The organism is Paractinoplanes abujensis (assembly GCF_014204895.1).
In the GTDB taxonomy this organism is placed as follows: Bacteria; Actinomycetota; Actinomycetes; order Mycobacteriales; family Micromonosporaceae; genus Actinoplanes; species Actinoplanes abujensis.
The window spans coordinates 1,404,368-1,430,871 of record NZ_JACHMF010000001.1 but is presented as its reverse complement, the minus strand read 5'-3'; the positions used below and the strand labels follow the sequence as shown (position 1 = coordinate 1,430,871).

The 26,504-nt window shown below is 72.2% G+C and carries 22 protein-coding genes; 9 read left to right on the top strand and 13 right to left on the bottom strand.

Features of this window, described 5'->3' with window-relative positions; genetic code table 11:
• Position 1: 1 nt before the first annotated feature.
• Genes BKA14_RS05910 through BKA14_RS05870 form a run of 9 tightly spaced genes read right to left on the bottom strand, consistent with a single transcriptional unit; the run spans position 2 to position 10,434 of the window.
• The gene (locus tag BKA14_RS05910; protein ID WP_184949904.1) at positions 2-700 is read right to left on the bottom strand and encodes an endo alpha-1,4 polygalactosaminidase; all 699 of its coding nucleotides are present in this window, start codon (positions 698-700) and stop codon (positions 2-4) included.
• Complete coding sequence (locus tag BKA14_RS05905; RefSeq protein ID WP_184949903.1) at positions 697-1,653, bottom strand: NAD-dependent epimerase/dehydratase family protein; 957 nt, start codon at positions 1,651-1,653, stop codon at positions 697-699. The genes BKA14_RS05910 and BKA14_RS05905 overlap by 4 nt, the downstream gene beginning before the upstream one ends.
• Positions 1,650-2,945, bottom strand: coding sequence for a nucleotide sugar dehydrogenase (locus tag BKA14_RS05900; protein WP_184949902.1), 1,296 nt, complete (start codon positions 2,943-2,945; stop codon positions 1,650-1,652). The genes BKA14_RS05905 and BKA14_RS05900 overlap by 4 nt, the downstream gene beginning before the upstream one ends.
• Before the next feature lie 12 nt (positions 2,946-2,957).
• Positions 2,958-3,818, bottom strand: a complete 861-nt coding sequence (locus BKA14_RS05895) for a glycoside hydrolase family 191 protein (RefSeq protein WP_311776100.1) — start codon at positions 3,816-3,818, stop codon at positions 2,958-2,960.
• A gap of 8 nt (positions 3,819-3,826) precedes the next feature.
• Positions 3,827-4,663, bottom strand: a complete 837-nt coding sequence (locus BKA14_RS05890) for an NAD-dependent epimerase/dehydratase family protein (RefSeq protein WP_184949900.1) — start codon at positions 4,661-4,663, stop codon at positions 3,827-3,829.
• The gene (locus BKA14_RS05885; protein WP_184949899.1) at positions 4,660-5,388 is read right to left on the bottom strand and encodes a sugar phosphate nucleotidyltransferase; all 729 of its coding nucleotides are present in this window, start codon (positions 5,386-5,388) and stop codon (positions 4,660-4,662) included. Before BKA14_RS05885 ends, BKA14_RS05890 begins: the two co-directional genes overlap by 4 nt.
• 21 nt (positions 5,389-5,409) lie before the next feature.
• On the bottom strand, positions 5,410-6,816 hold the full coding sequence (locus BKA14_RS05880) for a hypothetical protein (protein ID WP_184949898.1): 1,407 nt from the start codon (positions 6,814-6,816) through the stop codon (positions 5,410-5,412).
• Complete coding sequence (gene pelF / locus BKA14_RS05875) at positions 6,813-8,300, bottom strand: GT4 family glycosyltransferase PelF (RefSeq protein ID WP_184949897.1); 1,488 nt, start codon at positions 8,298-8,300, stop codon at positions 6,813-6,815. The genes BKA14_RS05880 and pelF overlap by 4 nt, the downstream gene beginning before the upstream one ends.
• Positions 8,301-8,307: 7 nt before the next feature.
• Positions 8,308-10,434 carry an Agd3-related carbohydrate-binding protein gene (locus tag BKA14_RS05870; protein ID WP_239092460.1) on the bottom strand — a complete coding sequence of 709 codons (2,127 nt, stop codon included), beginning with the start codon at positions 10,432-10,434 and terminating at the stop codon, positions 8,308-8,310.
• Positions 10,435-11,078: 644 nt separating this feature from the next.
• On the opposite strand from BKA14_RS05870, the gene BKA14_RS05865 reads away from it, so the two are divergent.
• The 3 genes from BKA14_RS05865 to BKA14_RS05855 are packed head-to-tail and all read left to right on the top strand — an operon-like array spanning position 11,079 to position 14,150.
• Positions 11,079-12,314 carry an alpha/beta hydrolase family protein gene (locus BKA14_RS05865; protein WP_184949896.1) on the top strand — a complete coding sequence of 412 codons (1,236 nt, stop codon included), beginning with the start codon at positions 11,079-11,081 and terminating at the stop codon, positions 12,312-12,314.
• 10 nt (positions 12,315-12,324) lie between these two features.
• A complete protein-coding gene (locus tag BKA14_RS05860; protein ID WP_184949895.1) occupies positions 12,325-13,548 on the top strand; it encodes a sensor histidine kinase in 1,224 nt (407 codons plus the stop codon).
• Entirely contained in the window at positions 13,545-14,150 is a 606-nt protein-coding gene (locus BKA14_RS05855) for a response regulator transcription factor (RefSeq protein ID WP_203721997.1), read from the top strand. Before BKA14_RS05860 ends, BKA14_RS05855 begins: the two co-directional genes overlap by 4 nt.
• A 2-nt stretch (positions 14,151-14,152) precedes the next feature.
• On the opposite strand, the gene BKA14_RS05850 is transcribed toward BKA14_RS05855, so the two are convergent.
• Genes BKA14_RS05850 through BKA14_RS05840 form a run of 3 tightly spaced genes read right to left on the bottom strand, consistent with a single transcriptional unit; the run spans position 14,153 to position 17,091 of the window.
• Positions 14,153-14,482 (bottom strand): cold-shock protein, encoded by a 330-nt coding sequence (locus BKA14_RS05850; RefSeq protein ID WP_184949894.1) that lies wholly within the window; start codon positions 14,480-14,482, stop codon positions 14,153-14,155.
• Between the two features lie 54 nt (positions 14,483-14,536).
• Positions 14,537-15,379: a hypothetical protein gene (locus BKA14_RS05845; RefSeq protein WP_239092461.1), complete on the bottom strand. Its 843-nt coding sequence runs from the start codon at positions 15,377-15,379 to the stop codon at positions 14,537-14,539.
• A gap of 53 nt (positions 15,380-15,432) precedes the next feature.
• The gene (locus BKA14_RS05840; RefSeq protein ID WP_239092462.1) at positions 15,433-17,091 is read right to left on the bottom strand and encodes a serine/threonine-protein kinase; all 1,659 of its coding nucleotides are present in this window, start codon (positions 17,089-17,091) and stop codon (positions 15,433-15,435) included.
• 130 nt (positions 17,092-17,221) lie between these two features.
• Between BKA14_RS05840 and BKA14_RS05835 the strand changes: the two genes are divergently transcribed.
• Together BKA14_RS05835 and BKA14_RS05830 are read left to right on the top strand one after the other, a co-directional pair.
• Positions 17,222-18,469 carry an FAD-binding oxidoreductase gene (locus BKA14_RS05835; RefSeq protein WP_184949892.1) on the top strand — a complete coding sequence of 416 codons (1,248 nt, stop codon included), beginning with the start codon at positions 17,222-17,224 and terminating at the stop codon, positions 18,467-18,469.
• 1,401 nt (positions 18,470-19,870) lie between these two features.
• Entirely contained in the window at positions 19,871-21,610 is a 1,740-nt protein-coding gene (locus BKA14_RS05830; RefSeq protein WP_184949891.1) for a sugar phosphate isomerase/epimerase and 4-hydroxyphenylpyruvate domain-containing protein, read from the top strand.
• A gap of 23 nt (positions 21,611-21,633) precedes the next feature.
• Here the strand turns inward: BKA14_RS05830 and BKA14_RS05825 are convergent, their stop codons facing one another.
• Positions 21,634-22,557, bottom strand: coding sequence for a CPBP family intramembrane glutamic endopeptidase (locus BKA14_RS05825; RefSeq protein ID WP_184949890.1), 924 nt, complete (start codon positions 22,555-22,557; stop codon positions 21,634-21,636).
• Between the two features lie 92 nt (positions 22,558-22,649).
• On the opposite strand from BKA14_RS05825, the gene BKA14_RS05820 reads away from it, so the two are divergent.
• From BKA14_RS05820 to BKA14_RS05805, 4 genes are read left to right on the top strand one after another with little or no spacing between them, the layout of a single operon-like run.
• Positions 22,650-24,542: a sensor histidine kinase gene (locus BKA14_RS05820; protein ID WP_184949889.1), complete on the top strand. Its 1,893-nt coding sequence runs from the start codon at positions 22,650-22,652 to the stop codon at positions 24,540-24,542.
• Entirely contained in the window at positions 24,542-25,189 is a 648-nt protein-coding gene (locus BKA14_RS05815; RefSeq protein ID WP_221477231.1) for a response regulator, read from the top strand. Before BKA14_RS05820 ends, BKA14_RS05815 begins: the two co-directional genes overlap by 1 nt.
• A 30-nt stretch (positions 25,190-25,219) precedes the next feature.
• Positions 25,220-25,483, top strand: coding sequence for an STAS domain-containing protein (locus tag BKA14_RS05810; RefSeq protein ID WP_184949888.1), 264 nt, complete (start codon positions 25,220-25,222; stop codon positions 25,481-25,483).
• A gap of 21 nt (positions 25,484-25,504) precedes the next feature.
• The gene (locus tag BKA14_RS05805) at positions 25,505-26,446 is read left to right on the top strand and encodes an endonuclease/exonuclease/phosphatase family protein (protein ID WP_184949887.1); all 942 of its coding nucleotides are present in this window, start codon (positions 25,505-25,507) and stop codon (positions 26,444-26,446) included.
• The last annotated feature ends 58 nt before the right edge of the window (positions 26,447-26,504 follow it).

Sequence of the window (26,504 nt, the reverse complement as noted above, 5' to 3'; positions counted from 1 at the left end):
GCTAGACGCGGGACAAAGCCCGGTCGCTGACGATGCACTGCATGCCGAACTGCCGGGCCCGGCGGACTGCGAAGTCCGTCAGGCCCGGGTCGTCGGCGTAGTCCAGCGCGTACAGGTCGAGCTGCAACCGCAGCAGTTGCTCGGCGATCTGCGCGTGAAACTCGAGGGTGTCGGGCGGCCAGGCCGCGTAGCCCTCCTCGGTCCAGCGGGCCGAGAACGACTCGAAGACCACCCCATCGACCAGTTCGGCCAGCCGCGGCAGCATCCCGAAGCCCCGGTTGGCCAGGATGTACGCCGAGCCCGCCTCGGCCCGCAGCGCGGCCACCAGCGTCAGCAGGTGCGGCACGTCCTCGGGGAAGGTCAGCTCGACGTTGAGCGTGTCGAGGAACAACCCGTCGAACCCGGCCGCCAGCGCGTCGCGGGCCTGGCCGACCACGTGCGAGACCCAGTCCGGGTGCCCGACGTGCACGAACTTGCCGCCCCAGTCGGGGTTGACCTCGGTGCGCTGCCACTCGGCGGGCGGCCCGGTGTCCTCCGACAGGGTCAGATACGCCAGCACGTGCACGCCCTTGCCCTTGAGGTAGGCGATCTCCTCGGGCTTGTAGAAGTCGGGCTGCAGCACCACGCGTGGATACTCGGCCAGGTCGATCAGCTTGCCGTTGCCGTAGTAGAAGCAGATCGGCGCGCGTTCGTCGGTCATGACGGTCTCCCGTGCTCGGCGTACCACGCGAACGTCGTACGGACGCCTTCTTCCAGCGTGACCGTGGGCTCGAAGGCGGTCAGCTCACGCAGCTTGCTCAGGTCGGGGCAGCGCCGGCGCACCGATCCGGGCGGCGCGCCGGCGGTCTCGATCGCCGGGCTGACCCCGGCCACCCGCAGCACCAGCTTGGCCAGGTCGCCGATGTTGGTCTCCTCGCGGTCGTTGCCGATGTGCACGATCTGACCGGCCGCCGCGGGCGTGGCCATGAGCCGGACCATGGCCTCGACCGCGTCGTCGACGTGGCAGAACGCGCGGAACTGGTCGGCCCCGGGCACCCGGAACGGGTCCTCGCCGCCACGCGCCCGCAGCGACATCTCCGGGATGACGTGGTCGGCGCCCATCCGCGGCCCGTACACGTTGTGGAACCGCCCGACGACGGCGTCGAAACCGCGGGCGCGGGCGGTGTGCAGGAACGCGGCCTCACCGAGCAGTTTGCTGACCGCGTACGCGAACCGGGGCGCGGTGATGTCCGAGATCATCGTCGGGATCGCCTCGGGCGTGGGCACCGGCACGATGCCGGCGTCCACCCCGCCCGCGTAGACCTCGCTGGTCGAGGCGAAGAACACCCGCTCCCCCGGCTGCAGCCAGTCGAGCAGGTGCATGGCCACGAGCGTGTTGACGCGGACGACGCGGGCCGGGTCCTTCTCCACGTTGCGCACACCCACGACGGCAGCGAGCAGGTAGATCTGGTCCCAGTCGTGCTCCAGCCCCGCGTAGAAGGCCGGGTCGGTCAGGTCGCCCGAGACGATCGTCGCCCCCAGCTCCTGCAAGTCGCTGTCGGAGCGGCCGCGGGAGAAGTCGTCGACGATCGTCACGTCGTGGCCGTCGGCGACCAGACGCCGGGCCAGGTGGGCGCCGATGAAGCCGGCGCCGCCGAGCAGCAGGGCCCTCATGCCGCCACCAGTCCCAGGCCGGCGTAACGGATGCCCGCCGCACGGACGGCGTCCGCGTCGAGGATGCGCCACGAGTCGAAGATGAGGGCCGGCCGCGCGTCGCCCAGCATGGCGTTCACGTCGACCGCCCGGTAGTCGGGGTGGTCGTTGATGACCAGCACGGCGTCGCTGTCGGTGAACGCCTTGTCCAGGCTGACCGGGTCGCCGCCGTACTGCCGCACCACCTCGGCCGTGACCATCGGGTCGTGCCCGGTGACGGTGATGCCGGCCGCCGAGAAGATCGGCATCATGGTGGCGATCGGGGTGCCGCGCATGTCGTCGGTGGGCGGCCAGCCCTTGTAGGCCCAGCCCAGCACGGCCAGCCGCAGCCCCCGCGTCTCGCCGCGGATCTCGCGCAGCAGCCGCACCACGATCTCCGCCACGTGCTTGGGCAGATATTCGTTGAGCGCGCGGGCCTGCCCGACCAGGAACGGCGTGTAGTCGCCGGCGCTGTCCAGCATGATGTACGGGTCCTTGGAGAGGCAGCCGCCGCCGACGTAACCCGGCTTGGACAGGTCGGGCCGCGGGTAGTCGACGTTGGCCGCCTTGATCACCTCGAGCGGGTCGAGGCCGTGCTGCTCGGCGATCAGCGCGATCTCGTTGCCGAACGAGTAGATCAGGTCGGTGTGGCAGTTGTTCGACAGCTTGACCAGCTCGGCGGTCTCCAGGTCGGACACCGGCACGACGGTGTTGGCCAGGCCGCCGAAGAACTCCAGACCGGCCTGCAATGAAGCGTCGTCCAGGCCGCCGACGACCTGCGGCAGCTCGACCAGCTCGCGCAGCGCCTGACCCTGGATCGTGCGCTCGGGCGCCATCACCAGCTTGACGTCGTCTCCCCACGCGGCCCGCAGCTCGGGCAGCACCACCTTGCGGCTGGTGCCCACCGGCACGGTGCTGCGCACGACCACCAGCGTGCCCGGTGCGCAGGTGGCGGCCACGCTGCGGGCGGCGGCGGCCAGGTTGGCCAGGTTGGGCCGGCGGGTCTGCTCGTCCACCGGCGTCGACACGCTGATCACGGCCACGTCGACGGTGTTGTTCGGCAACGATTCACCCACGTGAATGCCCGAATTGATCCGAGAGGCGAAGATGTCCTCGACACCGGGCTCGAAGATGTGCGAGCGCCCCTGCGAGAGGGTGTCGAGCACGTGATGCGACACGTCGGCGCCGTGCACGGTGTAGCCCTTGTCGGCCAGCGCGGCGGTCAGTGTCAGACCGACGTAGCCGAGGCCGACGACTCCGATCGTCTGGGGCATGCGGTTTTCTCCTTACGGGCAGGGTTGTGCGGGTCGGTCCAGCTCCAGCACCGTGACGGTGCCGGTGAAGCGTTCGGCGGCGTAGTACTCGCAGGCCGCGCGCACGTCGTCCGCCTTCGTGGCGTAGTCGACGCTGAGCACGAACTTGCCCGCGTCGCGCAGGGCCCGGGTGTCGGCCAGGTTCTCGGCGCACCAGTCCTCGGTGCAGCGCTCGTCGGTGGCTTTGAAGAACAGCTCCTCCATGCCGATGCCGTCGATCGCCGCGGTGTACCCGGGCTGGTGCCGCAGTTCCGGCGAGTTCTGCGGCACGATCAGGAAACCGGGGACCCTGCCCTTCCCGTACGCGCTGATCCGCGCGACGAGCCGGGCCATGTCGGCGGCCAGCCGGTCGCGGTCACGCCCGGGCACGGCGTCGAGCGCGATCTCCTCGTACGCCAAGGGGGTGTCGAGGTAGACACCGTCGAACCCGGCCCGCACCGCCTGGTCGACGCGGGGTTTGACGACCAGCTCCCACCAGCGGTCGTCGTAGTAGCGCACGAAGAACTCGCCCGGCCAGTCCGCCCACTCGTTGCCGATCAGATCCTTGGGCAGGGTCTTGTACTCCGGCCGGAAGTCCTCGATGCTCCCGATCTCGAAGTAGGCCAGCACGCGTTTGCCGGTCGCGCGGACGGCGTCGATCTCGTCCGCCGTGAAGAAGTCGCTGTGCGCGTCGCGGGCGAGGTCGACGACCACGGTCCGATACGGCCCGGCGGCGAGCTCGTCGAGGCGGTCGTCCCGGTAGTTCTGCAGCTGATAGGCCCAGGAGTCGCTGGTCGCAGGCGTGGGCGGGGAGGTGCAGGCGGCGACGGTCAGCGCCGCCAGCAGAACCGCCACCGCCCTTCTCACGCGTCTTCCCAGATGCTCTTGATCGAGGCGCTCAGGTTGTGAGCGGGCGCCCAGCCGAGGTCCTTGGCGGCCCGGGTGATGTCGGCTTGAATCCAGGTCACGGCGGCCGAGCGTTGCGGCCCGGCCCCCTGCTCCTTGATCTCGCCGGTGAACCCGGCCTCGCGGGCCAGCATCTCAACGGCCTCCCGTACGGTCACCGCCCGCCCGCTGCCCGCGTTGTAGACCGGGTGCGGCACGTCGTCGGCGACCACGACGGCCCGGATCAGCGAGGCCACGTCGCGCACGTCCACGAAGTCCCGGTACGCGCCGAGCGGCCCCAGCGACAGCTCGGTGTGCCCGGCCCGCAGCTGCGCGGCCACCCGGCCCAGCACGTTCTCGGCAGGCTGGCCCGCGCCGATCGGGTTGAACACGCGCAACGACACGGTGTTGCTCGCCAGCGCGAACAGCCTGGTCCCGGCGGCGTGGCTGACCCCGTACGCGCCGACCGGTTCGAGCCGGTCGTCCTCGGCCACGGCGTGCCCCTCGGGAACGGCGCCGTACTCCCCCGCCGAGCCCAGCCGCACGAGCCGCGCGTCCGGGGCCGACTCCAGCAGCTTGGCCGCCACCATCGCGTTGGCCCGCATCAGCTCGCCCGGCGTGCCGGTGAGCGCGCCGACGCAGCAGACCACCGCGTCCGGCCGTTCGACCCGGACCAGCGCCCGGAGGTCGTCGAGCTCGCCGTTGATCAGGTCGTACCGGTCGCGGCCGGGGCAGATCAGGTCGCCCGCGTCCGCCAGAGCGTGGCGGACGTGCCGGCCGATGAACCCGGACGAGCCGAGGAGCAGGATCCTCATACGGGCTCCCCGGCACGGTCGCGCAGCAGCTTGGGGCGCAGCTCCTCGAAGCTGCGGTTGGCCTCGTCGTAGTCCTCGGGCCGCCCGATGTCGAGCCAGAACCCGGTGAACGGATAGGTGGCCGGGTTGTCGCGCCGGGCCAGCAGGTCGAGCACCAGCTCGTCGAAGCCGAACGACCGCCCGGCCGGGTAGGGGGCCAGGGTGCGCCGGCTCATCCCGTACACGCCCATGCTGACCTGGTAGCGCAGGCTGGGCTTCTCCCGGAACCCGGTGATGCGCGACGCCTCGACGTCGAGCACCCCGAACTCGACCTTGTGGGTGCGCTCGGCGATCGCCACGGTCAGCCCGGCCCCGCTCAGGGTGTGCTGGTTGAGCAGGTCGGCGTAGTCGAGGTCGGTCAGCACGTCGCCGTTCATCACCAGGAAGTGCTCGGGCAGCGTGTCCTTGAGCCCGAAGAGCGGGCCCACGGTGGACAGCGGCCGATCCTCCTCGATGTAGTCGACGCGCAGCCCCCAGCGGGTCCCGTCGCCCACGAACGCCTTGATGAGCGGGCCGAGATGGTTGATCGCGAGCGTCACGGAGGTGAAGCCGCACCCGGCGAGCTGGTCCAGGACGATCTCGAGGATCGCGTGCTTGTCGCCGATGGGCATCAGTGGCTTGGGCAGCGTGGTGGTGTACGGCCGCAGCCGCACCCCCTTGCCGCCGGCGAGAATCACCGCGTGCATGCAGATCTCCCTCCGGTTGACCTACCGGTAGTGGCGTACCTGGCGGACGGACGGAGCCAGGCCGAGCAGGAACAGCGCCAGCAGCCCGAGCACACTGCCGGCGAACAACACCGTGTCGATCAGTGGGGTGACCGCACGGCCGAGCAGGGCGACAGCGCCCAGGTGCACCGCCAGCGCGGCGATCAGCGACGCGCACAGCCGGCCGAAGCGCTCGAATCCGGCCAGCAGGAACGCGACGTAGTAGGCGCCGGCCAGCAGCACGTGCGCGGCGACCATGACCATGACGGCCGGATCGGTCGTGCGCAGGACGGCCACCAGCGCCACGCCGAGCACGGCCGGGACGGCCAGGCAGAGCAGGATCTCGAGGCCGATCGCGCGGGCCAGGCCGATCTCGAAGTCGGCGGGGCGGCGGCTGCGCCGGGTCAGGCCCACGGCCTGCGCGCGGAACCGTTCGGCCCGCCACTCGACGAAGCCCATGGACAGGATGAGCGGGGCCACCGCGACGGCGATGTCGAGGCGGTCGGACAGATAGGGCAAGGCGGCGTGCAACAGCAGCAGAGCCGAGAGCAGCCCGTACGCGGTGACGCCGCCCAGCGCGCGCCGGGGCAACCGGGCCGGCCGCTCGCCCGCGGCGCCCTTCCCGACCGTGCACCGCAGGGCGGCCGCGAACGCGACCAGGACCCCGGCCCCGGCGGCGATCAGGGCGGCGTCGCGGGCCCGCTCGTCGAGCAGGTAGGCCACGCCGGCCACGACCGCGGGGGCCATCACGATCGCCTGCCACAGCTCTCGGCGGTAGAACATCAGGACCGTGCCCGCCAGCTGGTAGCTCAGCTGCCCGGCGGCCAGCAGCACCAGGCCCCAGCGGCCGATGCCCGCCCCGGCCAGCGCGCCCAGCAGCGGGGCGGCCAGGACCGAGAAGCGCAGCAGGCGGGCCGCGCGGTGCGGACGGTTGGCCCCGAGCAGCTTGTAGGCGGCGAAGGCGACAGTGCCCGCGTAGGCCCACCCGGCCACCCCGGCCACGGTGAGCACGAGGACGGCGTGGCGCTGGCCCAGCACCGCCAGCACGGCCGGGAACACCGCGCTGGGCAGGGCGTACAGGGGGCCGTGGAGCAGCAGCCGGATCGTCTGGCGGCGGCCGTGACCGGTGGCGACCGGGGCCGGCGGGTCGTCGGCGGGCGGGCCGAGGCGGCGGAACACCTCGGCCGCCAGCGCGAACACGTCGGGGAAGCCGTACTCGACCCGGGCGATGCGGTCGGTGACCCCGTCCGCCTCGAGCGCGGCGGCCACCTGAAGCGCTTCGACGGCGCGGGCCAGTGCGGGCCGCATACGGTCGACCAGCATGTCGAGCGGGTCGGTGGAGATGCGCGGCAGAACGACCGGGTGGGTCTGCGGGGCGGTGGCTTCCGCCTGTTTGTCCTCGACGGTCATCGCATGCCCAGCCAGGCGGGGGCGGCCGGGCGCAGCCGGGGAGCCGGGATCGCGCCCTCCAGCGGACGGGCCAGACGCTCGTAGACGTCGCGGTACATCTGCAGCGACTGGGCCAGCGTGAAGTGCTCCAGCACGCGCCGGCGGGCCGCGTACCCCAGGTTGAAGCGCAGGTCGTCGTTCTCCAGCAGCTCGATGCAGGCCTCGGCCACGGCCGTGTGGTCGCGCGGGGCCACCACCCGGCCGGTGTCGGCGACCGCCTCGGCCACGCCGCCCACGTTTGTGCACACGCAGGGCCGCCCGCAGGCCATGGCCTCCACCACCGTGTACGGGAAACCCTCCGAGATGCTGGTCAGCGCGACGATGCTGCCCGCGTGGTAAGCGTCCACGGCCCGTTCGATGCGGCCCTCCAGCACGGCCGAGTCCTGCAGCCCGAGCTCCTCGATCAGCCGCTCGCACGACTCGTGGTACGTACGGTTGACCGCCGGTGTGCCGCCGAAGATGCGCAACCGCGCGGCCGGGATCTTGTCGCGCACGATCGCGAACGCCCGGATCAGGGTGTGCAGGTCCTTGAGCGGGTCGATGCGGCCCATGAACGAGATGGTCGGCACGGCAGGCTCGCTGGTGGCGGCGGGGAACTCGGCCGGCTCGACGCCGTTGTACATGGTCCACATGCGCTCGGGGTCGGCCCCGTTGTGCAGCTGCCAGCGCCGGTTGTAGGACGAGTGCGGCGCGAGCACGTCGGTGATCAGGTAGGCCGCCCCGGCCAGCGAGCGGAAGAAGCTCAAGGCCATCACCCGTACGGCGTGGGGCGCGTCGTCGTGCAGGTAGGACATGTAGCGCTCGCGCAGGTAGATGCCGTGCTCGCTCATCACCAGCGGGGTGCCGTAACGCCACTTGGCCACCATCGCGACCAGCATCGACAGCCCGTTCATGGAGCAGTGCACGATGTCGGCCTGCACCGCGGGGGCGCTCAGCGGCCGCAGCATGTGCTCCAGCAGCCAGGTCGCCTGGACGGCGTCGGCGACCGTGGGGGCCGGGGCGGTCTGCTCGACGCGCAGGTCTTGCCACGCGTCGAGCATCATGGTGACCGCCTCGTTGCTGACGAGCGCCTCGCCGAGGTTGCCGCCCGACTCGGCGTACTCGTACAGGCCGCGCAGGGCCAGCAGGAAGACGGCGCGGCCCCGTTCGGGCTGCAGCGTGTCCACCGGCGTGATCAGCGCACGCAGGAACATCTCGTACGGGCCCGTGAAGGCCGTACCGGGGCTGCCTTGGGCCTTCTCGTTGCGGCCGCCCCACAGTGGCACGGAGTGCACCCGGTCCAAGTTCGCCGGTGCGGCGAAGACCGACTGCTCGGAGCCGTCGACGGTGAGCGCGACGACCTCCCAGCGGTAGTCGGGCATTCCCTTGATGAGCTGCTCGCACCAGATGCTGACGCCGCCCATCGCATAGGGATAAGTCCCCTCGGACACGAGTGCTATCCGCATTGTTCGGTTACGCCCTCGGCTGGGCGGTGACGGTCACCGCGGTGCCGGCCGTGAGCGCCAGCGGGGCGGTGACATCGGAGCCGTACGTGGTCGAGGTGGCCGCCTGCACGCCGCTGACCTGAACGGTTCCGGCCGCCGGCGAGGTCACCGTGACCGTGCCCGCCGACCGGTCGTAGACCGCGTCGACCCCGGCCGCCAGCTGCCCGAAATGCTGGGTGCGGACGCTGGCGTAGGCGCCGATCTGGGCCCAGTCCTGGTTGAGCAGCGGCACCGAGTAGATCGCCCGGTACTTGCTCACCACCGCCTCGACCCAGTCGGTGGCCAGCGTGCGGCCGTTGCCGTAGTCGCGGACGTTGGCGATGTGCAGGGTGTGCGTGTTGATGCCGCCCGCGGCCACGTGCTGCAGCGCGATACCGGTCTCGTAGTCCAGGATCTGCTCGTACGTGCGGTTCGTCGGCCAGTACGGGAACTTGCCGTTGGGTCCGTAGAAGGAGTTGTAGAACGCGGTCTCCTCCTCCGGCGTCGTGCAGAAGTAGGCGAAGTTCGTCGGCCAGTCCGGCACGACCTCGACCGCGGCGTCGAGCGGGTGCACGATCGAGGCGTTGAAGTGCGCCGGCTTGTGGCTGGCGAACGACATGTTGCCGTGCAGGTATCTGATGTCGAGGGCCTTGGCCGCCTGCAGCAGGTTCGGGTTCGAGCCCGCCAGGCCGTGGTCGACCGGCACGCCGGTGTCGTCGTCCGGGTCCACGGTGTAGACGCCCAGCCCGGAGTATTCGGGGGTCTTGAGCACCCCGGCCGACTCGGTCAGGCCGATGCCCGCGCCCGCCGTGCGGTTCTGCCGGATCTCGTTGTACGTGGTGGCGTAGCTCGTGTGGTTGAGCTCCGGGTGGTTGAACGTGTGGTTCAGCCACCGGAAGTCGTTCGCGAGGCACTTGGTCGTCGCGGTGAGCTCGTTGACGCCGCCGCCGGGGCTGCACTGGTTGCCTGCGAACGGGTCGATGTCGGCGCCGTTGAAGGCCAGGTTGAACTTGAAGCCCAGGTTGAGCGCGTCCTGCCGCTGATCCAGGTTGACCATGTCGTGCGCCGAGACCTTGAACCCGGGGTCGTACTCGATGTGGCCGTCCGGGTAGAAGTGGTCGGCGGTGTTGAACCAGTCGTCGACGTCCACGTTGAGGTGGTGCCGCTGCTCACCCAGGAACAGGCCCTTGGTGGCCCAGCGGACGAGGCCGTAGACCAGCACGTCGGACTGCAGCAGGTACTGGTTGAGGGTGAACGTCAGCGCCAGCCGCTCACGGCCGTCGGCCGACGTGGAGCGGACACCCAGCACGTTGGTGCCGTCGGTGGCCACGGCCTCGGCCGCGCAGCCCGGGGCGATGCTGGTCTTGTAGACGTACGACTGCACGACCGGGATCGTGGCGTCGGCCTTGAGGTAGTCGAACACCCCGGCGCCGGCGCTGGTCAGGCTCACGTTGAGCGGGGTGTCGCCGACCGCGGTCTCACCGGCCGAGCGCAGGCAGTAGTCCTCGGGCCAGGAGCCGTAGCTGGTGTAGAGCGCGGCCTGACGGACACCGAAGTTCCGCTCGTACGCCCAGAGGGTGTTCCACTCGTTGGCGTCGAGCCCGTTGAGGTAGTTGGCGCCGTCGGCGTACACGAGCATCGTGTTGGTCAGCAGGATCGCGTTGTACTTGCCGGTGCCGTCGGCCCGCAGCAGGGTGTCGACCGACAGCGGGGTGGTGGCGCTGTAGAGCACGTCGTACGAGGCGCCGAGGCGGTCCAGCGTCGTCTTCCACGTCGGGACACCGAAGTCGTCGGTGGTGGTGGCGATGACCAGCGCGCGCAGGGCGACCTTGTCGTTGAGGCCGGCCGCTTGGGCCTGACCTTTACGGAGGGCCGGTTTCTGGAACTGCTTGCCGGCGGCCTGGCTGACGGCCACCTTGCCGGTGCGCTCGGGCAGGGGCTCGGGCGGGGCGACCCGGGGCGGGGCGACCTGGCCGTAGCCCGGGATCTGGGGTGGCGTCAGGGGTTTGACGGGTTTCGCGTTCGCGGGTGCCGCCGCCACCATGGTCCCTGCGAAGAGGGCGGCGACTACAGCGCGTACCGCACGGCGGTAGGCGGGCATGCGGGCAGCGACCATCGAGGAACCTCCACGGTGGACGGGAGTGGGGTGGGGCGGAGCGTGCCGACGGCGAGTCTAAGCAAGATTTAAGGATTGCCGGGGCTCGATCGGGCTGTCCGCCGCACGACCATTCCGGACCGTTGACGACCATCGGCAGCAGTGATATCCGGACCGTTGTCCGACCGCGCTCAAAAATCGTGACGACCGTGTTTTCTCGCGCTGACAAGCCATTTCCCCGCGTCCGGGTAATGGCTCGTCAACAATCGGCGTCGACGCGCCGCGGCCCCCTCCCGCGCGGGATTGTCGGGCAAGATGCGCCTATGTCTGTTCCACCCGTGTTGCCGGGATGCACTTCGGCGGCACAAACGGTCCGGTTTGGACGGTCGACGATGGACGCAGCGTGGCCACCCGTCGACGCACCGCCCATGTCCCTGATTGATACGTATCACTAGGAAACGATGTTTCCCTGCACCGCCGGCCCGCCCACCGTAAATGCCCGCGACACGTCCGCGAAATGTCAGACAACGGGCTGCAAATTACCCTCCAGTAATTGCATTCCCGCCGATTCATGACAGATGTCATGGATGCGTCGTGCAGCCTGCACCGAAACCGGTGAACCGCCGCACTGCCTCCACCCCGCCCGCTCCGAAACCCTTGTCGCCATGACGATCGCCGCTCTCGCCCTGGCCGCCGCCCTGCTGCCCGGCCCACCCACCCCCTCGAGCCTTCCCCAGCCGGCGCCGTCCCCTCGCGGGCCGGACTCCTCCGCCTCTGCTTCGACCGCCTCGCCCACCGCCACGGCCTGGCCCACCGTCGCCGCTGCCTCGCCATCGTTCGCCCCTGCGGCCGACATCCAGCTCACCCTGCCCGCGCCCACGGGACGGCACCCCGTCGGCACGGCCTCCCTGCACCTGGTCGACTCGTCGCGACCGGACCCGTGGGTGCCCGCCGAGAAGCGGCGCGAACTGATGGCCCAGATCTGGTACCCGGCCGCCACCGTGCGCGGCTGCCCCCGCGCCGACTGGGTCTCACCGCAGATCGCGGCCCGCATGGCCCCGCCCGGCTCCGGCGCGATCCTGCCGGTGACGCACGGCCACATCGGCGCCCCGGCCGCCCCGGGACGCCGCCCGGTCGTGCTCTGGTCGCCCGGCCTCGGCATGGAACGCACCTCCAGCACCGCCCTGGTCGAGGAACTCGCCTCCCACGGCTTCGTCGTCGTCACCGTCGACCACACTCACGACGCCAACTTCGTCGAGTTCCCCGACGGCCGCCTGGCCACCCTCGCCGTCCCCGTCCCGGCCACGCCGGCCGAGGAGCAGGCCGTCGTGACCAAAGCCCTCGCCGTACGGGTCGCCGACACCCGCTTCGTGCTCAACCAGCTCACGTCCGGTCGCCTGCTCCGGTCCCTCCCACGCGGCCTCGCCGCCACCCTCGACCTGAACCGTGTCGGCATGGCCGGGCACTCCCTGGGCGGCGCCACCGCGGCCGAAGTCATGCGGGTCGACCACCGCGTGCGGGCCGGAGCCAACCTGGACGGCACGTTCTTCGGCCGGCCCCTCACCACCGGCCTCAACCGGCCGTTCCTGATGCTGGGCGCGGGCGTCGACGACTCCTGGACCACCATGTGGGGCAAGCTGCGCGGCCCCCGCTACTGGCTGCAGCTCGACCACACCGCGCATCTCTCGTACACCGATCTGCAAACCCTGCTGCCGCAGCTGGGCACGCCGGCCCCGGACCGTGAACCCCTGATCGGTAGCATCGACGGCGAGCGGTCCATCGCTGTGCAGAGGCCGTACGTGGTGGCCTTCTTCGACCGGCACCTGCGCCACGGCGACGGCCGTCTGCTCGCCGGCCCGTCGTCCCGCTACCCAGAGATGCACTTCCACCCGGATTTCTGAGGCGGGACCCATGCGCAGCCAGACGGACCGGTTCGAGCTCTACATCAAAGTCACCCTCTACAGCAATGTGCTGCTGGTCCCCCTGATCGCCGGCGGCGCCGTCCTCTCCAGCCCTCACATCGGCCTCGAGGTGCTGCCGGTCGCCGCCACGACCGCCGTCCACGTCCTGCTGTGCGTCCTGCTGATACGCGCGGGTATCGCCGCCTACCCCACCGCGCTCCCCCTGCTCCGCCCCGCCGCCGCTTCGTCTCCCGCCCCCGGCCGCCGTCTGGTCCGGCTCATCGCGGCCGGTGCCGTGTCGGCCGTGGTCACCTGCGCGGCCGCCGTCGCCTACCCGGACGCCGCCCCCGGTGACCCCGACCCCACCGCCGCCGTCCTTCTCATGAACATCACCCTGTACGCGGTCGCCCTGGCCACCGTGCTGCGGGCGACGATCGTGGTGTGTGCGGCCGGCCTGCCCGGCTGCACCACCCTGGCCGTGGTGGCCGGCCCCGGTTCCGCCATCGCGCTGGCCGCGGTGCTGCTCGTGCTGGCCCCCGCCGCCCGGGTCACGTTGTGGACGCTGGGCCTGGTCCGCGAGCTCGACGAGGCCCGCCGCGTGCAGGCCGGGCTGGCCGTGACCGAGGAACGCCTGCGCATCTCGCGCGACCTGCACGACGTCCTCGGGCGTACGCTCTCGGTCGTGGCTCTCAAAGCCGAACTCTCGGCCCGCCTGGCTCAGCGGGGCCGCGCCGAAGCCGCCGACGAGATGCTCGAGGTCCGTCGCATCGCCCAGGACGCCCTGGTCGACCTGCGCGCAGTGGTCGGCTCCTACCGCACAGCCGACCTGCCCACCGAACTGGCGGGCGCCCGCTCCCTGCTCGAATCGGCCGGCATCACCTGTCACCTGACCGGCGACGCCGCCACCCTGCCCGCCCCGGCCCAGGCCGCCCTGGGCTGGGTGGTCCGCGAGGGCACCACGAACGTCCTGCGCCACAGCGAAGCCACCACCTGCCGCATCACCCTGACCACCGCACCCGGCACAGCCACCCTGACGATGTCCGACGACGGCGTTCCCTCCGCCCCGGACAGCCACGACGCCTCCTGCGCTCCGGGGCCGGCGCGGCTCGGCAACGGCCTGACCGGTCTCCGCGAACGCATCGCCGCCCTGAACGGCACCATGACCGCCGCCCACACGCCGCCCGCCGGCTTCACGCTGACGGTCCACCTCCCCCTCCCCACACCAGCCTCGTGATCCGCGTGCTGCTCGCCGACGACGAGCACCTCATCCGCGGGGCCATGGCCGCGCTCCTGGCCCTGGAGGACGACCTCACCGTCTGCGCCCAGGCCGCCACCGGCGCCGAAACTCTCGCCATGGCCCGCGCCCTGCACCCCGACGTGGCGGTCATCGACCTGCAACTGCCCGACATGGACGGCGTCGCCGTGGCCGAGACCCTGCACCGCGACCTGCCCGCCTGCCGCACGATGATCGTGACCAGCCACGGCCTGCCCGGCCATCTGCGCCGGGCCCTGGCCGCGGGCGTCCGCGGTTTCCTCCCCAAGACCGCCGCCGCCGAAGTGCTCGCCACCGTGATCCGCACCGTCGCGGCGGGTGGCCGCTACGTCGACCCGCAACTGGCCGCCGAAGCCATCAGCGCCGGCGACAGCCCCCTGACCACCCGCGAAACCGACGTGCTGAGGCTCGCCGCCACCGGCGCCCCCATCGACGAGATAGCGCGCCGCGCGTCCCTGAGCCCCGGCACGGTCCGCAACTACCTGTCGTCGGCCGCCGGCAAACTGGGCGCCGCCAACCGCCACGAGGCCGCCCGCCTGGCCCGCGAACAGGGCTGGATCTGACGCTACGCCCGGGTCTCGGAGGCGTCGTCCGGGAGCGGCGGGTCGAACGTCACCGTCAGCCAGCTCTCGTACGCTGTCGACGTGGAGACCGGCCGGGGCGCGTCGACGGGCTCGTCGGGCCCGGTCCAGACCTTCACGGCCCGAAAGGCGAAGCCGTCCTGCTGCGCCGCCTCGGCGGTGAAGCTCACGCGCTGCCCCGGCGTCAGCATGCGGAACCCGTCCATGGCCAGAACGGAGAAGTGCACCCAGCATCCGCCGGGCACGTCGGGGCCGTCGATGACACCCCACCCCTCGTCGACGTCGAACATGCGCACTGAGCCAACGCTGGTCATGCGCTCAGTCTGCCCGGCCGCGCAAGCCCCGGGGTACGCCGGCCCGCGGTCTCGTCAGCGGGGCCGGCAGCGGTAGGCGACGCCGGCACTCGAACTGAGCGGCGCCGGTTCGACGATGGTGACAGTGGCGGTCTCGGAGGTCGAGCCGGCACCGCTGAACGTCCACCGCAGGGTCAGCGTGGCGACGCGCTGATCCCGGCCGACCCGCTCGGTGAGCACAGCGCCCGGAGGCGCGTCGGAGCGCAACCACTGATAGCGGATCACACCGCCACGCCCGTTGGTGCGCACAGTGGCCACCACGTCGACGGTGACGTCACAGCGGCTCCCGGCCGGGTGCGGCACAGCTACGGTGACGCTCTCCACCTCGATCGGGCTGAGCCGCTGCCACACGTGAAGCCCGGCCACCACGATCAGCGCGAGCGTCACCAGTCCGGACAGCACCGACACCAGCCGCCGCCATCGCGGCCGTGGCCGCACAGGGGCCGGCCAGCCAGGTGCCCTCGCGGGGGCCGCCGGCACGCCGGGCCCGAAGCGCACCTCACCCCCGGCCCGGATCGCCGGCGCGGGCACACCGCCGTCGGCACCGGCCGGGTGCCCGACCGGACCCGCCCCGGACGAACGCACGGTCGAACTCGGCCCGGCCAGGCGCATCGTCGATTCCGACGACGGCGGGTACGGCGGCGACGACGGCACGGTCGGGCTTGGGGCGGACCGCGGCGTGGTGAGGTCCGGCGACGGGGGCACGGGCGGCGGGCCGGGCCGGCCCTGCGGCCGCAGGATGGCGGTCGCCTCGGGGTCGTCGCCGAAATGCACTGTCGGGGCGGGCCGGTTGATGGTTGCCCACGGGTCGGCCGGTGGCACGGCACGGGGGTCGACGGGCTCCTCCGGCCGGGTCACGATCGTCCGCTCCGGGCCGGCCCGCGCCGATGTGCAGCCATCACGACGTGCTCCTAACCGGGAGTGCAGGTGTTGTCGACGGTCACCACGGCCGGTGACGGGGACCGGCCCGTGTTGCCGGCGGCGTCGACGGCCACGACCGAGATCGTCATTCGGGTGGCCGCCCGGGGCATCGGCAGCGGACCGAGCGTCCCCTGGAAGACGCCACGCCCGGCCGGCTTCATGGCGACGGTCGAGGTGCTGCCGCCCAGGGTGTAGCTGAAGCTGACGTTCAGCTCGCTCCCGTCGTCGGTCACCCCGGCCGAGATCGTGCTGGTGCGCACGCCGTACTGGCATCTCTCACCCTCGAGCACCCGCTGGCTGGAGCTGACCGCGCCGACCACCGGCGCGCTGGTGTCGGCCCGCGGCGACGGGGCCGTGCCGGCCGGTGGGGCCCCGGACGTGGGCGGCGGGGTGGCACCGGGCGTGGCCGGAGGCGCGGGCGCACCCGTGGTGGCGGCCGGCGGGGACGGCGTGGGCGTGGCACTGCCGGATGACACGACCGCGGACGGCGAGGCGGCCGGGATGGCCGGGACCGGCGCCGAGGTCGTGCTCGCGCCGGCGGGCCCGCCCGCCACGGCCGGTTCGGCGAGGACCGAGTTGGCCCGGGTCTCGGCGGTGCCGGGCGCATCGGCGGCCGCGAAGCGATACCCGGCCCCACCGATCAGCAGGGCCGCCACCGCCGCGCACCCGGCCAGCGCCAACCCCTTGCGCCCGCGCGGACCGCCGGCCCGTGGCGCGGAACCGCCGACCGTCGTCGACGCGACACTCGTGGCACCCCCGGTGCGGTCGGGGCAGGGCCACAGCAAGGCCAGCAGCGCGGCCCGGCGGCCCAGTTCCCGCACCCCGCGTTCCTCCCAGTCCGGTCCGTACGCCGCGCCCGCCACCCGTTCCAGCCGCTCCAGGAAGGCCAGGGCGTGCTGCGGCCGCTCGCCGGGCTGCTTGGCCAGGCCGTGCCGCAGCAGGTCGTGCACTGCGACCGGCGCCGGGTCGGTCGGGATGGGCGCGTGGGCGTGCTGCTCGTACAGGACGAAAAGGCTCGGACCGTCGTACGGGGGCCGGCCCGTGAGGCACTCGAAGAAGGTGGCCGTGGCGGCGTAGATGTCGCAGGCGGGCGTGGGTGGCACGCCCGTCCACTGCTCAGGGGCCATGTAGCGCGGCGTGCCGGAGACGACGGTGTCGGCGCCCTGCCCGACCGGCGCGGCGATGCCGAAGTCGGCCAGTTTGCTCCGGCCCTCCCCGGTGACCAGCACATTTTCCGGCTTGTAGTCGCGGTGCACCACGCCGTGGGTGTGCGCCGCGGCCAGCCCGGCCAGGGAGCCCTTGAGCACGCACAGCGCCGACTCGGGCGTGGCCGGGCCGTGCTCGCGCAGCATCTGCCGCAGCGACACCCCGTTGACCAGCTCCATCACGATCGCCGCGCCGCCGGGCGACTCGACGTACTCGTAGAGCCGGGAGACGTTCGGGTCGTCGATCTCGCCGAGCAGCTCCGCCTCGCGCCGGAAGGCGGCCCGGAACGACGCGTCGTCCCCGAGGACGGGCGTCAGGTATTTGATCGCCACCGGGGTGCCGGTCGCGTCGTGGGTGGCCAGCACGACACTGCCCGACGCACCCGCGCCGAGCGGCCGCACAGGCGTGTAGCCGGAGAGCTGCCAGCCGCTCGTTGGAGGCACCCGGCCATTGTGGCCACGCATCGACAACTGAGGATCCGCGCAACGGGCTGCTTTCACCGACCGGACGGGCGACCCCTGACGGTCATACCGCCGGCCGGGCGCCCCCGGTCTCGGGTCTCGGCTCCGAGCGATGAGTTTCGCGGACCTGCCCGGTCCTAGGGGCATGACGACGAGCTTCCGCCCCGGCGACCCGGGCTACGACACCTATCGCAAGGCGCTCAACCCCGCCCTCGACCCCCGCCCGGCGCGGATCGTGCGGGCCGGACGGGCTCACGACGTACGGGAAGCTGTTTCGGCGGCTCGCACAGCGGGCCTGCCGCTGGCCGTACAGGCGACCGGGCACGGCACGCACGTGGCCCACGACGGCGCGCTGCTGCTGCACACGGGCGCGATGACCTCGGTTCTCATCGACCCCGGCCGCCGGGTGGCCCGGGTCGCGCCCGGCGCCCGCTGGCGTGACGTGCTCGCGGCGTCCGCCCCGTTCGGGCTCGCGCCGCTCTCCGGCTCGTCGCCCGACGTGGGCGTCACCGGCTACACGCTGGGTGGCGGGCTCGGCTGGCTGGCCCGCGCGCACGGCCTGGCCGCCGACAGCGTGCTGAGCGCCCGCATCGTCACGGCCGACGGCGAGCTGCGCACGGCCGGCCCCGACCTGCTGTGGGCGCTGCGCGGCGGAGGCGGCTCGTTCGGCGTGGTCACCTCGCTCGAATTCCGCCTGCACCCGGTGGCCGACGTCTTCGCGGGCACGGTCACGTTCCCACGCGAGCGGGCCGCCGACACGCTCGCCTTCTATCGCAAGTGGATCGACCGCATCCCCGACACTCTGAGCACCGCCATCGTCCTGGGCAACGACAACACCATGACGATCAAGGCCCTGTACGCAGGTGACGCCCCCACCGGGGCCCGCCTCCTGGCGCCGCTGTGGCGCACCGCCGGCACCGCAGTGTCCGACACGATGACGGTCGTGCCGTACGCGCAGGCCGCGATGGGCGGCACCTCCGCGCGCACGTTCGATCAGGTGCCCCACCTCGGCGACGACCTGATCACGGCCCTGACCGGAGAACCCGGCTGCACAGTGGAGATCCGCCACTGGGGCGGCCGCATCGCCCGCGACACCGGGGCGGCCGCCCACCGCGACGCACCCCTGTCGGTCATCCTCGACCGGGTGCCGACCCCGGCCACCCGCGCCGCCCTGGCCCGCACCGGCCGCGGCACAAGCTTCCTCAACTTCCTGAGCGACCCCACCCGTACGGCGTCCGCCTTCACCGCCGCCAACTGGACCCGCCTGCGCGAGATCAAGGCCGCCTACGACCCCGACAACTTCTTCCACGCCGGCCTGAACGTCCCACCTGCCCCGGCCGAACTGGCACTCGCCTCTTGAACGGCCGCCGTACCTGGCCCGAGCCCGCAGCCCGGCGGCCGGGGCGTCGCACGTCGTCCGCCCCGGCCCGACCCCGCAATCCGCTGTCGGCTCAGGGTGCCGCCCGTCGTTGTGGGCATCCTAGGATCCTGTCCCGCTTCTGATCTCTTTCGCTTTGCCCCGCTTCTGATCTCTTCCGCTTTGCCCTGCCGCTGATCTCTTCCGCTTTGCCCTCCCGCTGTTCTCTTCGGCTTTGCCCTCCCGCTGATCTCTTCGGCTTTGCCCTGCCGCCGATCTCTTCCGTTTCGCCCTGCCGCTGACCTCCTCCGCTTTACCTGCCGCTCACCTCCTCCGCTTTGACCTGCCGCTGACCTCCTCCGCCTTGACCCGCCGCTCGGTCACCTCCGCTTTGGCCCACCGCTGATCTCTGGCTATGCCGCGCGCTTGCTTTCATCCGCTCCCGCCCTGCACGCACGAGAACGGCTTGTCGATGAGAACTCCGGCCGGGCAGGCCCGATGAAGAACTAGCCGGCGCGGGGTTGGTACCGGCCGAGATCGCCAGCGCTGGGCTGGTGGACGGCCGAGATCGCCGACGCGGGGTTGGTACCAGCCGAGATCGCCAGCGCTGGGCTGGTGGACGGCCGGGATCGCCGGCGCGAGCCGGGCCGGCGACCGGGACGATCAGCGCGGGGGGAACCCACGCGGGGCTGAGCTGTATAGAGCTACAGACGCAGGGCCGGTCGGCGCGGACTGATCGAACCGGTACACGGCTGACCGCCGCGGGTTGGCCGGCGTAGGGCCGATCGACGCGGGGCCGGTCGGCTACTGAGGTGGCTAGCCCAAGATTGGGCGGTAGAAAGTTGGCCGGCGCGGAGTTGGCCGGAGGCTGGGATGGCCGTTGCAGGGCTGACCGACGCGAGCTTGACCGGGCGCGAGGCCGGTAGGCGACCGAGTGGCCGCCCCAGATCTGGGCCAGTGGAGGGCCGACCAACCCGAGGCCGGTCGGTGCGGGGCTGACCGACGCGAGCTTGACCGGGCGCGAGGCCGCTAGGCGACCGAGTGGCCGGCCCAGATCTGGGCCAGTGGAGGGCTGATCAACCCGAGGCCGGTCGGTGCGGGGCTGACCGGCGGCCCGGGTAGGCCACCGCAGGTCCGGCCGGCGCTCGGCTCGCGGGCAACCAAGTTCGGAGGCAGCAGTTGGGCTCACGGCCGGACCGGCTGGCTCGCCCGCTTGCGGGCCGGCAGACGGGCTGACCGGCTCACCGGCTGACGGGCTGACGGACTGGCGGCACGGGGCGGGCACAGGCCGCGGGCGGGCACAGGCCGCGGGCGGGCACAGGGCCCGTGCCCGGCCCCACTTGCCGCCTCCTCGGCCGCCCCCTACGGTGAACGTACCGGTTCGTACATTAGGAGGCGGCGGCCATGGCGCGTACGAGTATCGCGACCGTTTGTCTCTCCGGGACGCTCGAGGATCGGCTTGAAGCAGCCGCCGCCGCGGGCTTCGATGCTGTCGAGATCTTTGAGAACGACCTGATCGCCGCGTCCGATTCCCCCGAGCAGATTCGCCGCCGGGTGGCTGACCTGGGGCTCACCATCGACCTCTATCAGCCGTTCCGGGACGCCGAGGCCGCTCCCCCGGCCCGCTTCGCCGCCGTGCAGCGCCGGCTGATGGCCAAACTCGATCTGATGGCCCGGCTCGGCACCGACACGATCCTCGTCTGCTCGTCGGTGGCCCCGGACACGATCGACGACGACGCTTTGGCCGCCGATCAGCTGCGCCACCTGGCCGTTCTGGCCGCGGAGCGGGGCATGCGCATCGCGTACGAGGCCTTGGCCTGGGGACGTCACGTGTCCACCTGGGAGCATTCGTGGGAGATCGTCCGCCGCGCCGACCATCCTGCTCTGGGCCTCTGCCTCGACTCCTTCCATGTGCTGTCGAGAGCCGAGAGGCACACCGACGCGTACGAGGAACTCGCCTCTCTCCCCGGTGATCGCATCTTTTTCCTGCAGCTGGCCGACGCCCCGCGCCTCGACATGGATGTGCTGCAGTGGAGCCGCCACCACCGCTTGTTCCCGTTGCAGGGCCGTCTCGACCTGGCCGGTTTCACCCGCGCGGTGCTGGCCACGGGTTATGCGGGGCCGCTCTCGCTGGAGGTGTTCAACGACGTTTTCCGGCAGGCCGATCCGCACCGTACGGCGGTGGACGCTCGCCGCTCCCTCACCGCGCTGGCCGGCGAGCTCACCCCCGCGCCCCGCCTCAACGGCATAGCGTTCGCCGAGCTGGGTGTCGACGCCGACGCCGGCCCGGAGCTCGAGGCCCAGTTGCGGACGCTCGGTTTCGCGCACACCGGCCAGCACCGCTCGAAGCCCGTGCAGTTGTGGGAGCAGAGCCGGGCCCGCATCTTGCTGAACGCGGGCGCCCCCACCGCGATCCGCGCTTTCGCCCTGGAGAGCGACGATCCCGCCGCGAGTGCCCGGCGCGCGTCGGAGCTGCTGGCCCGGCCGCTTCCCCGCCGGCGCCGCGACAGCGAGGCCGACCTCACGGCCGTGGCCGCCCCCGACGGCACCGAGGTCTTCTTCGTCCGGGGTCCGGCGTGGCTCGACGATTTTCTGCCTACCGGCGAACTTCCGACGGAAACAAGGATTTTCGCGATCGACCATTTGTCGCTGGCCCAGCCGTTCGACCGCTACGACGAGGCTGCCCTCTTCTACCGCAGCGTGCTCGGCATGTCCGACGACGAGGCGGGCGAGTTCGCGGCGCCGTTCGGGTTGATGCGCACGCTGGCCATCCGCAACGACGACCGCAGCGTGCGGCTCTCGCTCAGCGTCCCCCTGCTGCGGCGCGGCGACTGGGCCCCGGCCGTCCCCCATCCGCAGCACATCACGCTGCTGACGGGCGACATCACGCAGATCACGGGCACGGTGCCGGTTCCGGCCAACTACGTCGACGACCTGGCCGCGCGGGGCGTCCAGGCCACTACTCTTTACGACGAGGACGCCCACGGCTCGTATCGGCAACTGTTCACCCCGATCGTCGGCCGGCGAGTGTTTTTCGAGGTGGTCCAGCGGGTCGGCGGTTACCGGGGCTACGGCTTCGCCAACGATCCCGTACGGATGGCGGCCCAGCGTCACGAGCGGATCGCGTCGGCCGCCGGCGGCTGAGCGGGACGGGCGACCGCCCAGCGTCACGAGCGGATCGCGTCGGCCAGCGGCGGCTGAGCGACCTCGATCGGCTCGGGTGTTCTCGGGGTCAGCTTCAAGACTGCGATCGCGTACGCGGTGAGGACCACGACGTCGACGGCGGCCATCTGCCACGGCATGTCGGCGGCCGTCTCGGTGATGGTCAGCTGCCCGTAGGCGGCGGCCACCCCGGCACTGACCAGGTTGTTCATGACGTGCAGGGCGATCGCCGCCTCGAGCCCGCCGGTGCGTACCGTGAGCCAGCCCGTGACCGCGCCGAACAGGAACAGGTCGGCGAAGCCCCACGGCGTGCCCCAGCCGTGCGCGGCCGCGAACACCAGCGCCTGGAACGCGATCGGCACCCAGGGACTGCGGAACCACACGCCGGTCGCCTGCAGCAGCCAGCCCCGGGTGAAGTACTCCTCGGCGGCGGCCTGCGGCGGCACCACGAGCAGCAGCAGGAGCATCGAGACGGCGAACGGCCCCCACCCGGCGAGCTGGTCGTCCAGGCCGAGGTCGCCGGCCCCGCCGGTCAGCATCGACAGCCCGACAGCGCCCGCGATCAGCACCACGACGGCGACCAGCGCGACCGGCAGCAAGGTGAGCAGGAAGCGCCACCGCAGGCGGCCGGTGACCGACGACAGCGTGCCGGCCGGGCGGCGCTGGATCCAGCGGGCCGCCAGCAGGCTCAGCGGCAGCAGCACGGCGATCGTCAGGAACGCCATCGCCAGGTCGGCGTGTTCGCCGAAGCTGGGCAGGCCGTCGGCGTTCTCGGGACGACCGGCGATCAGGGCGGCCACGGTGACGACCAGGTAGCCCGCCATCATGACGAACGCGGTCGCGCCCAGGATGAACAGGGTGCCGAGGACGGGCCGCCACCAGCGGTGGTCGGTGGTCCGGGCGAGGCGGTGATACGGCGTGGTCGGCATGGGAAAAGTTTGCCGATTTCCGGTCGCCGGCGAATCGGGCCGCGGACGGAGAGCGACCCCTGCCCCAGGGCATAGATAAGCTGTCGACCATCATGGCCCGCTGGAAGGTTTGGCTGCTGCCCGCGCTCGCCGCGGTGGCTCAGCTCGCGTACTGGCCGGGTCTGGCTTTTTCCGTACGGGCGGTGACCGGCATCGCCGTCGTCGCAGTGGTCACGGCCGGGCTGTGTCTGCGCCGGTGGCGCCCGGTGGTGGCGGCCGCGGTCGTGACCGGCGGCCTCGGGCTCGGCGCCTGGGCCCTGCCCCAGCAGGTGTATTTCTCCCCCGGCGACGCCCTGCTGCTGATCTCCGCGGCGGAGTCGATCGCCCTGTTCAACGTGGCGCTGCGCTGCTCGCGCCGCACGACCGTGCTGGTCGTGCTGGGCATGCTGGCCGTACAGGTCGCGCTGCTGGTCGGTGACGAGCCGCTCGACCTGCTGCTCGCCCCGCCCCTGTACGCATTGGTGGCCGCGCTCGGGCGGGTGCGGCGGCGCTGGCACGAGGACCGTTCCGCGGCGGCTCACCGGCTGGCCGAGGCCGAGGAGGCCCGGCGCGACGCGGCCGCCGCCGAGCAGCGCCGGTTGGCCCGGGAGCTGCACGACGTCACCGCCCACCACCTCACGTCGATCGTGGTCAACGCGACGGCGGCCCAGTTCGTCGGCCGGCCCGAGTTGACGGCCGAGGCTTTGACGTTCGCGGCCCGCACCGGGCGCGAGACGCTGGTCGCCCTGCACCAGCTCGTCTCGGTGCTGCCGGCCCCGCCCGGGACGACGACACTGGCCGACCTGACCGACGACTTCCGGCAGCTGGGCCAGGTGGTGCGGCTGACCCGGACCGGGTCGCCGCCGCCCGCGCAGGCCGAGGCGTTGCACGGCATCGCGCGGGAGGCCCTCACCAACACGCTGCGATATGCGCCCGGGGCGACTGTCGAGGTTTCCCAGACGTACGACGGGACCGGCGCGACGCTGGTGGTGGCCGACGACGGTCCCGGGGTCGCCTCGGACGCGGCGAAGGGGCTGGGGGGCGGCCGCGGGCTGAGCGGCATGCGTGATCGCGCGGCCGCGTTCGGCGGGACGGTCACGGCCGGTCCGCGCGAGTCCGGCGGCTGGGAGGTGCGGGCCACGCTGCCGGCCGGGGCGGCGCCCGCGCGGCTGCGTGTCTGGTTGCGGTCCCAGGTCGTCCTGGATGCGGGTTTGCTGCTGCTGGCTCTGGTGCTGCCGCTGACCGGGGTGGTCCTGCTGGTGGAGGAGGACGGGGTGGCCCCCGCGGCGGCCGTGCTGACGCTGCTCGCGGTGGTCGCGCACGCGGTGCCGTTGCTGTGGCGGCGCACCCGGCCGTGGACGGCGCTGATCGCGGTCGCGCTGACCGGCTGGCTGGCCCCGCTGCTGGTGGTGACCGCGGTGCTGCCGCCCGCCGAGGCGTGGATCTTCCTGTTCAGCACCGGGGCCGATCTGGCCGCCGTGTACGCCGTGGCCGCGTACGGGAAGAAACCGGCATCGACCTGGATCGGGCTGGTCGGCGCGCTGTTCTCGGCCGCGCTCGTGCTGGCCGCGCTGCTGGTCACCGACGACGAGGTGGGCGTCGGCAAAGTGGCTTTCTTCCTGTTCACGGCGGTTTTCGGCTGGTTCGCGCTGGCGCTGCCGTACGCGGGAAGCTGGATCGCCGGGTACGCCACGCGGCGGCGGCGCGAGCGGAGGCTGGCCGTCGAGGAGAGCGCGGTGGCGGTGGTGTCGGCCGAGGCGCTGCTGCGCGCCCGCGACGAACGGGCCCGGGTGGCGGCCGGCCTGCACGCGACGGTGCTGACCGCCGCGGCCCGGGTCCCGCAGGCGGCCGAGCAGAATGACCTCGACGGTGTGATCGTGGCGGCCCGGGAATCCCTGGCGGCGATGCGCGGCCTGCTCGACGGCCTGCGCCCGGCTCAGGAGGTGTCATCATCACCATCCGTGTGATGGTCGTCGACGACCAGGCGATGGTCCGCGCGGGCGTGTGCGCGATCGTCGGTTCGCAGGCCGACCTGACGGTGGTGGCCGAGGCCGCCGACGGCGCGAGCGCGCTGACCGTGGCGGCCGAGGCCCGGCCCGACGTGGTGCTGATGGACGTGCGCATGCCCGGCATGGACGGCCTGACCGCGACCGCGCAGCTCACGGCGGCCGACCCGGCCCCGCGCGTGATCGTCCTGACCACGTTCCACCAGGACGCGTACGTCTTCCAGGCGCTCAAGGCGGGCGCGTCCGGATTCCTGCTCAAGGATTCCGACCCGGCCACGCTGGTCGCCGCGATCCGCACGGTGGCCGCGGGCGAGGCCATGCTCAGCCCCGCGGTGACGAAACGCCTGATCGACGCGTTCGCCACCGGCTCGGTGTCGCCCGCCCCCGACGACGATCCGCGGCTGGCCGCGCTGACCCCACGCGAACGCGACGTGCTGACCGAGCTGGCCAAGGGCCTGTCCAACGCCGAGGTGGGCGCGGCCCTGGGCATCGGCGCGGGCACGGTCAAGGCGCACGTCAACGCGCTGCTGCCCAAGCTGGGGGCCCGCGACCGGGTGCAGGCCACCATCGTCGCGTACGACCTGGGCCTGGCCCGCCCCCGCCTGTAACAGCACGGCCGTCCCGCGCGCTCTTGAAGCATGACGACACTTCATGTGCGAGGTGAGGTCGACCTGACGAACCGGGACGCCTTCGAGGCGGCGATCGCGAGCCGGGTCGACACCGGCCACGACCTCGCGATCGACCTGAGCAAGCTGACCTTCATCGACGCCGGTGGCCTGCGCGCCCTGGCCCGGGCCGCCGCCCGGCTGGAGGGCCAGGGCCGGCTGTTGCGGCTCAGCGGCCCGTCCCGGCACCTGCGCCGGCTGCTCGTGCTGGTCGGCTTGGCCCACCTGATGGTGTGACGGGCCAACTATCATGGCGGCATGGCGATTCGCGCCGGTCGATTCGCGTCTGCCCGGGGACCGGCCCTGCGCTCGCTGCTCTCGGCGGCGCTGGTCGTCGCGAGCATGTTCCCGTTCGCCGTCGCGCCGGTGACCGGGCGCGGCTCGGCCCTGGACCGGCTGGCCGGGCCCGCGACGCCCGCCGAGCTGCAGGTGATGACGTACAACCTGCGCTTCGGCGGTTTCGCCGCACCCAACTCGTGGACCGAGCGGCGGCCGGTGATGCGCACCCTGCTCACCACCGAGCGGCCCGACCTGATCGGCACCCAGGAGGGGCTGGCCGCCCAGCTCGACGACATCCGCACCGACCTGGGCCGCGGCTACGACTACATCGGCACCGGGCGTCTGGGCGGCCGGGCCGGCGAGTTCATGGCGATCTTCTATCGCACGCAGCGGCTGACCCCGCAGGCGTCGGGCGACTTCTGGCTCTCCGGCACCCCCGAGGTCCCGGGCTCGGAGACCTGGGGCGGCTTCGCGGTGCGCATGGTCACCTGGGTGCGCTTCCTCGACCGTACGACGGGAAAGCTCTTCTACGCCGTCAACACCCACCTCGACAACGCGAGCGAGCACGCCCGGCGGCAGTCCGCGCGGCTGATCCACGAGCGGCTGCAGGCTTTGGCACCACCGCTGCCGATCGTGCTGACGGGCGATTTCAACACCCCGGCGCAACCCGACAGCTTCGTGTACGGCCGGCTGGTCGGGCGGGCCGGTTACCAGGACACCTGGGACGCGGCCACCGAGCGCGGCACCGCGTACGGGACGTTTCACGGTTATCAGCCGCTCGTGCCGGACGGGCCGCGGATCGACTGGGTGCTGGTCACACCCGGGGTCACCGTGTCGGCCGCGCTGACCAACACCTTTCACAGCGGCCGGCAGTTCCCCAGCGACCACCTGCCCGTGCAAGTGCGGCTCAGGCTGCCCTGAGGCGGCCCGTACCGCATACCCCGTCCTCATCGCGTGGGCTTTGGCCGGTCGCGGCACG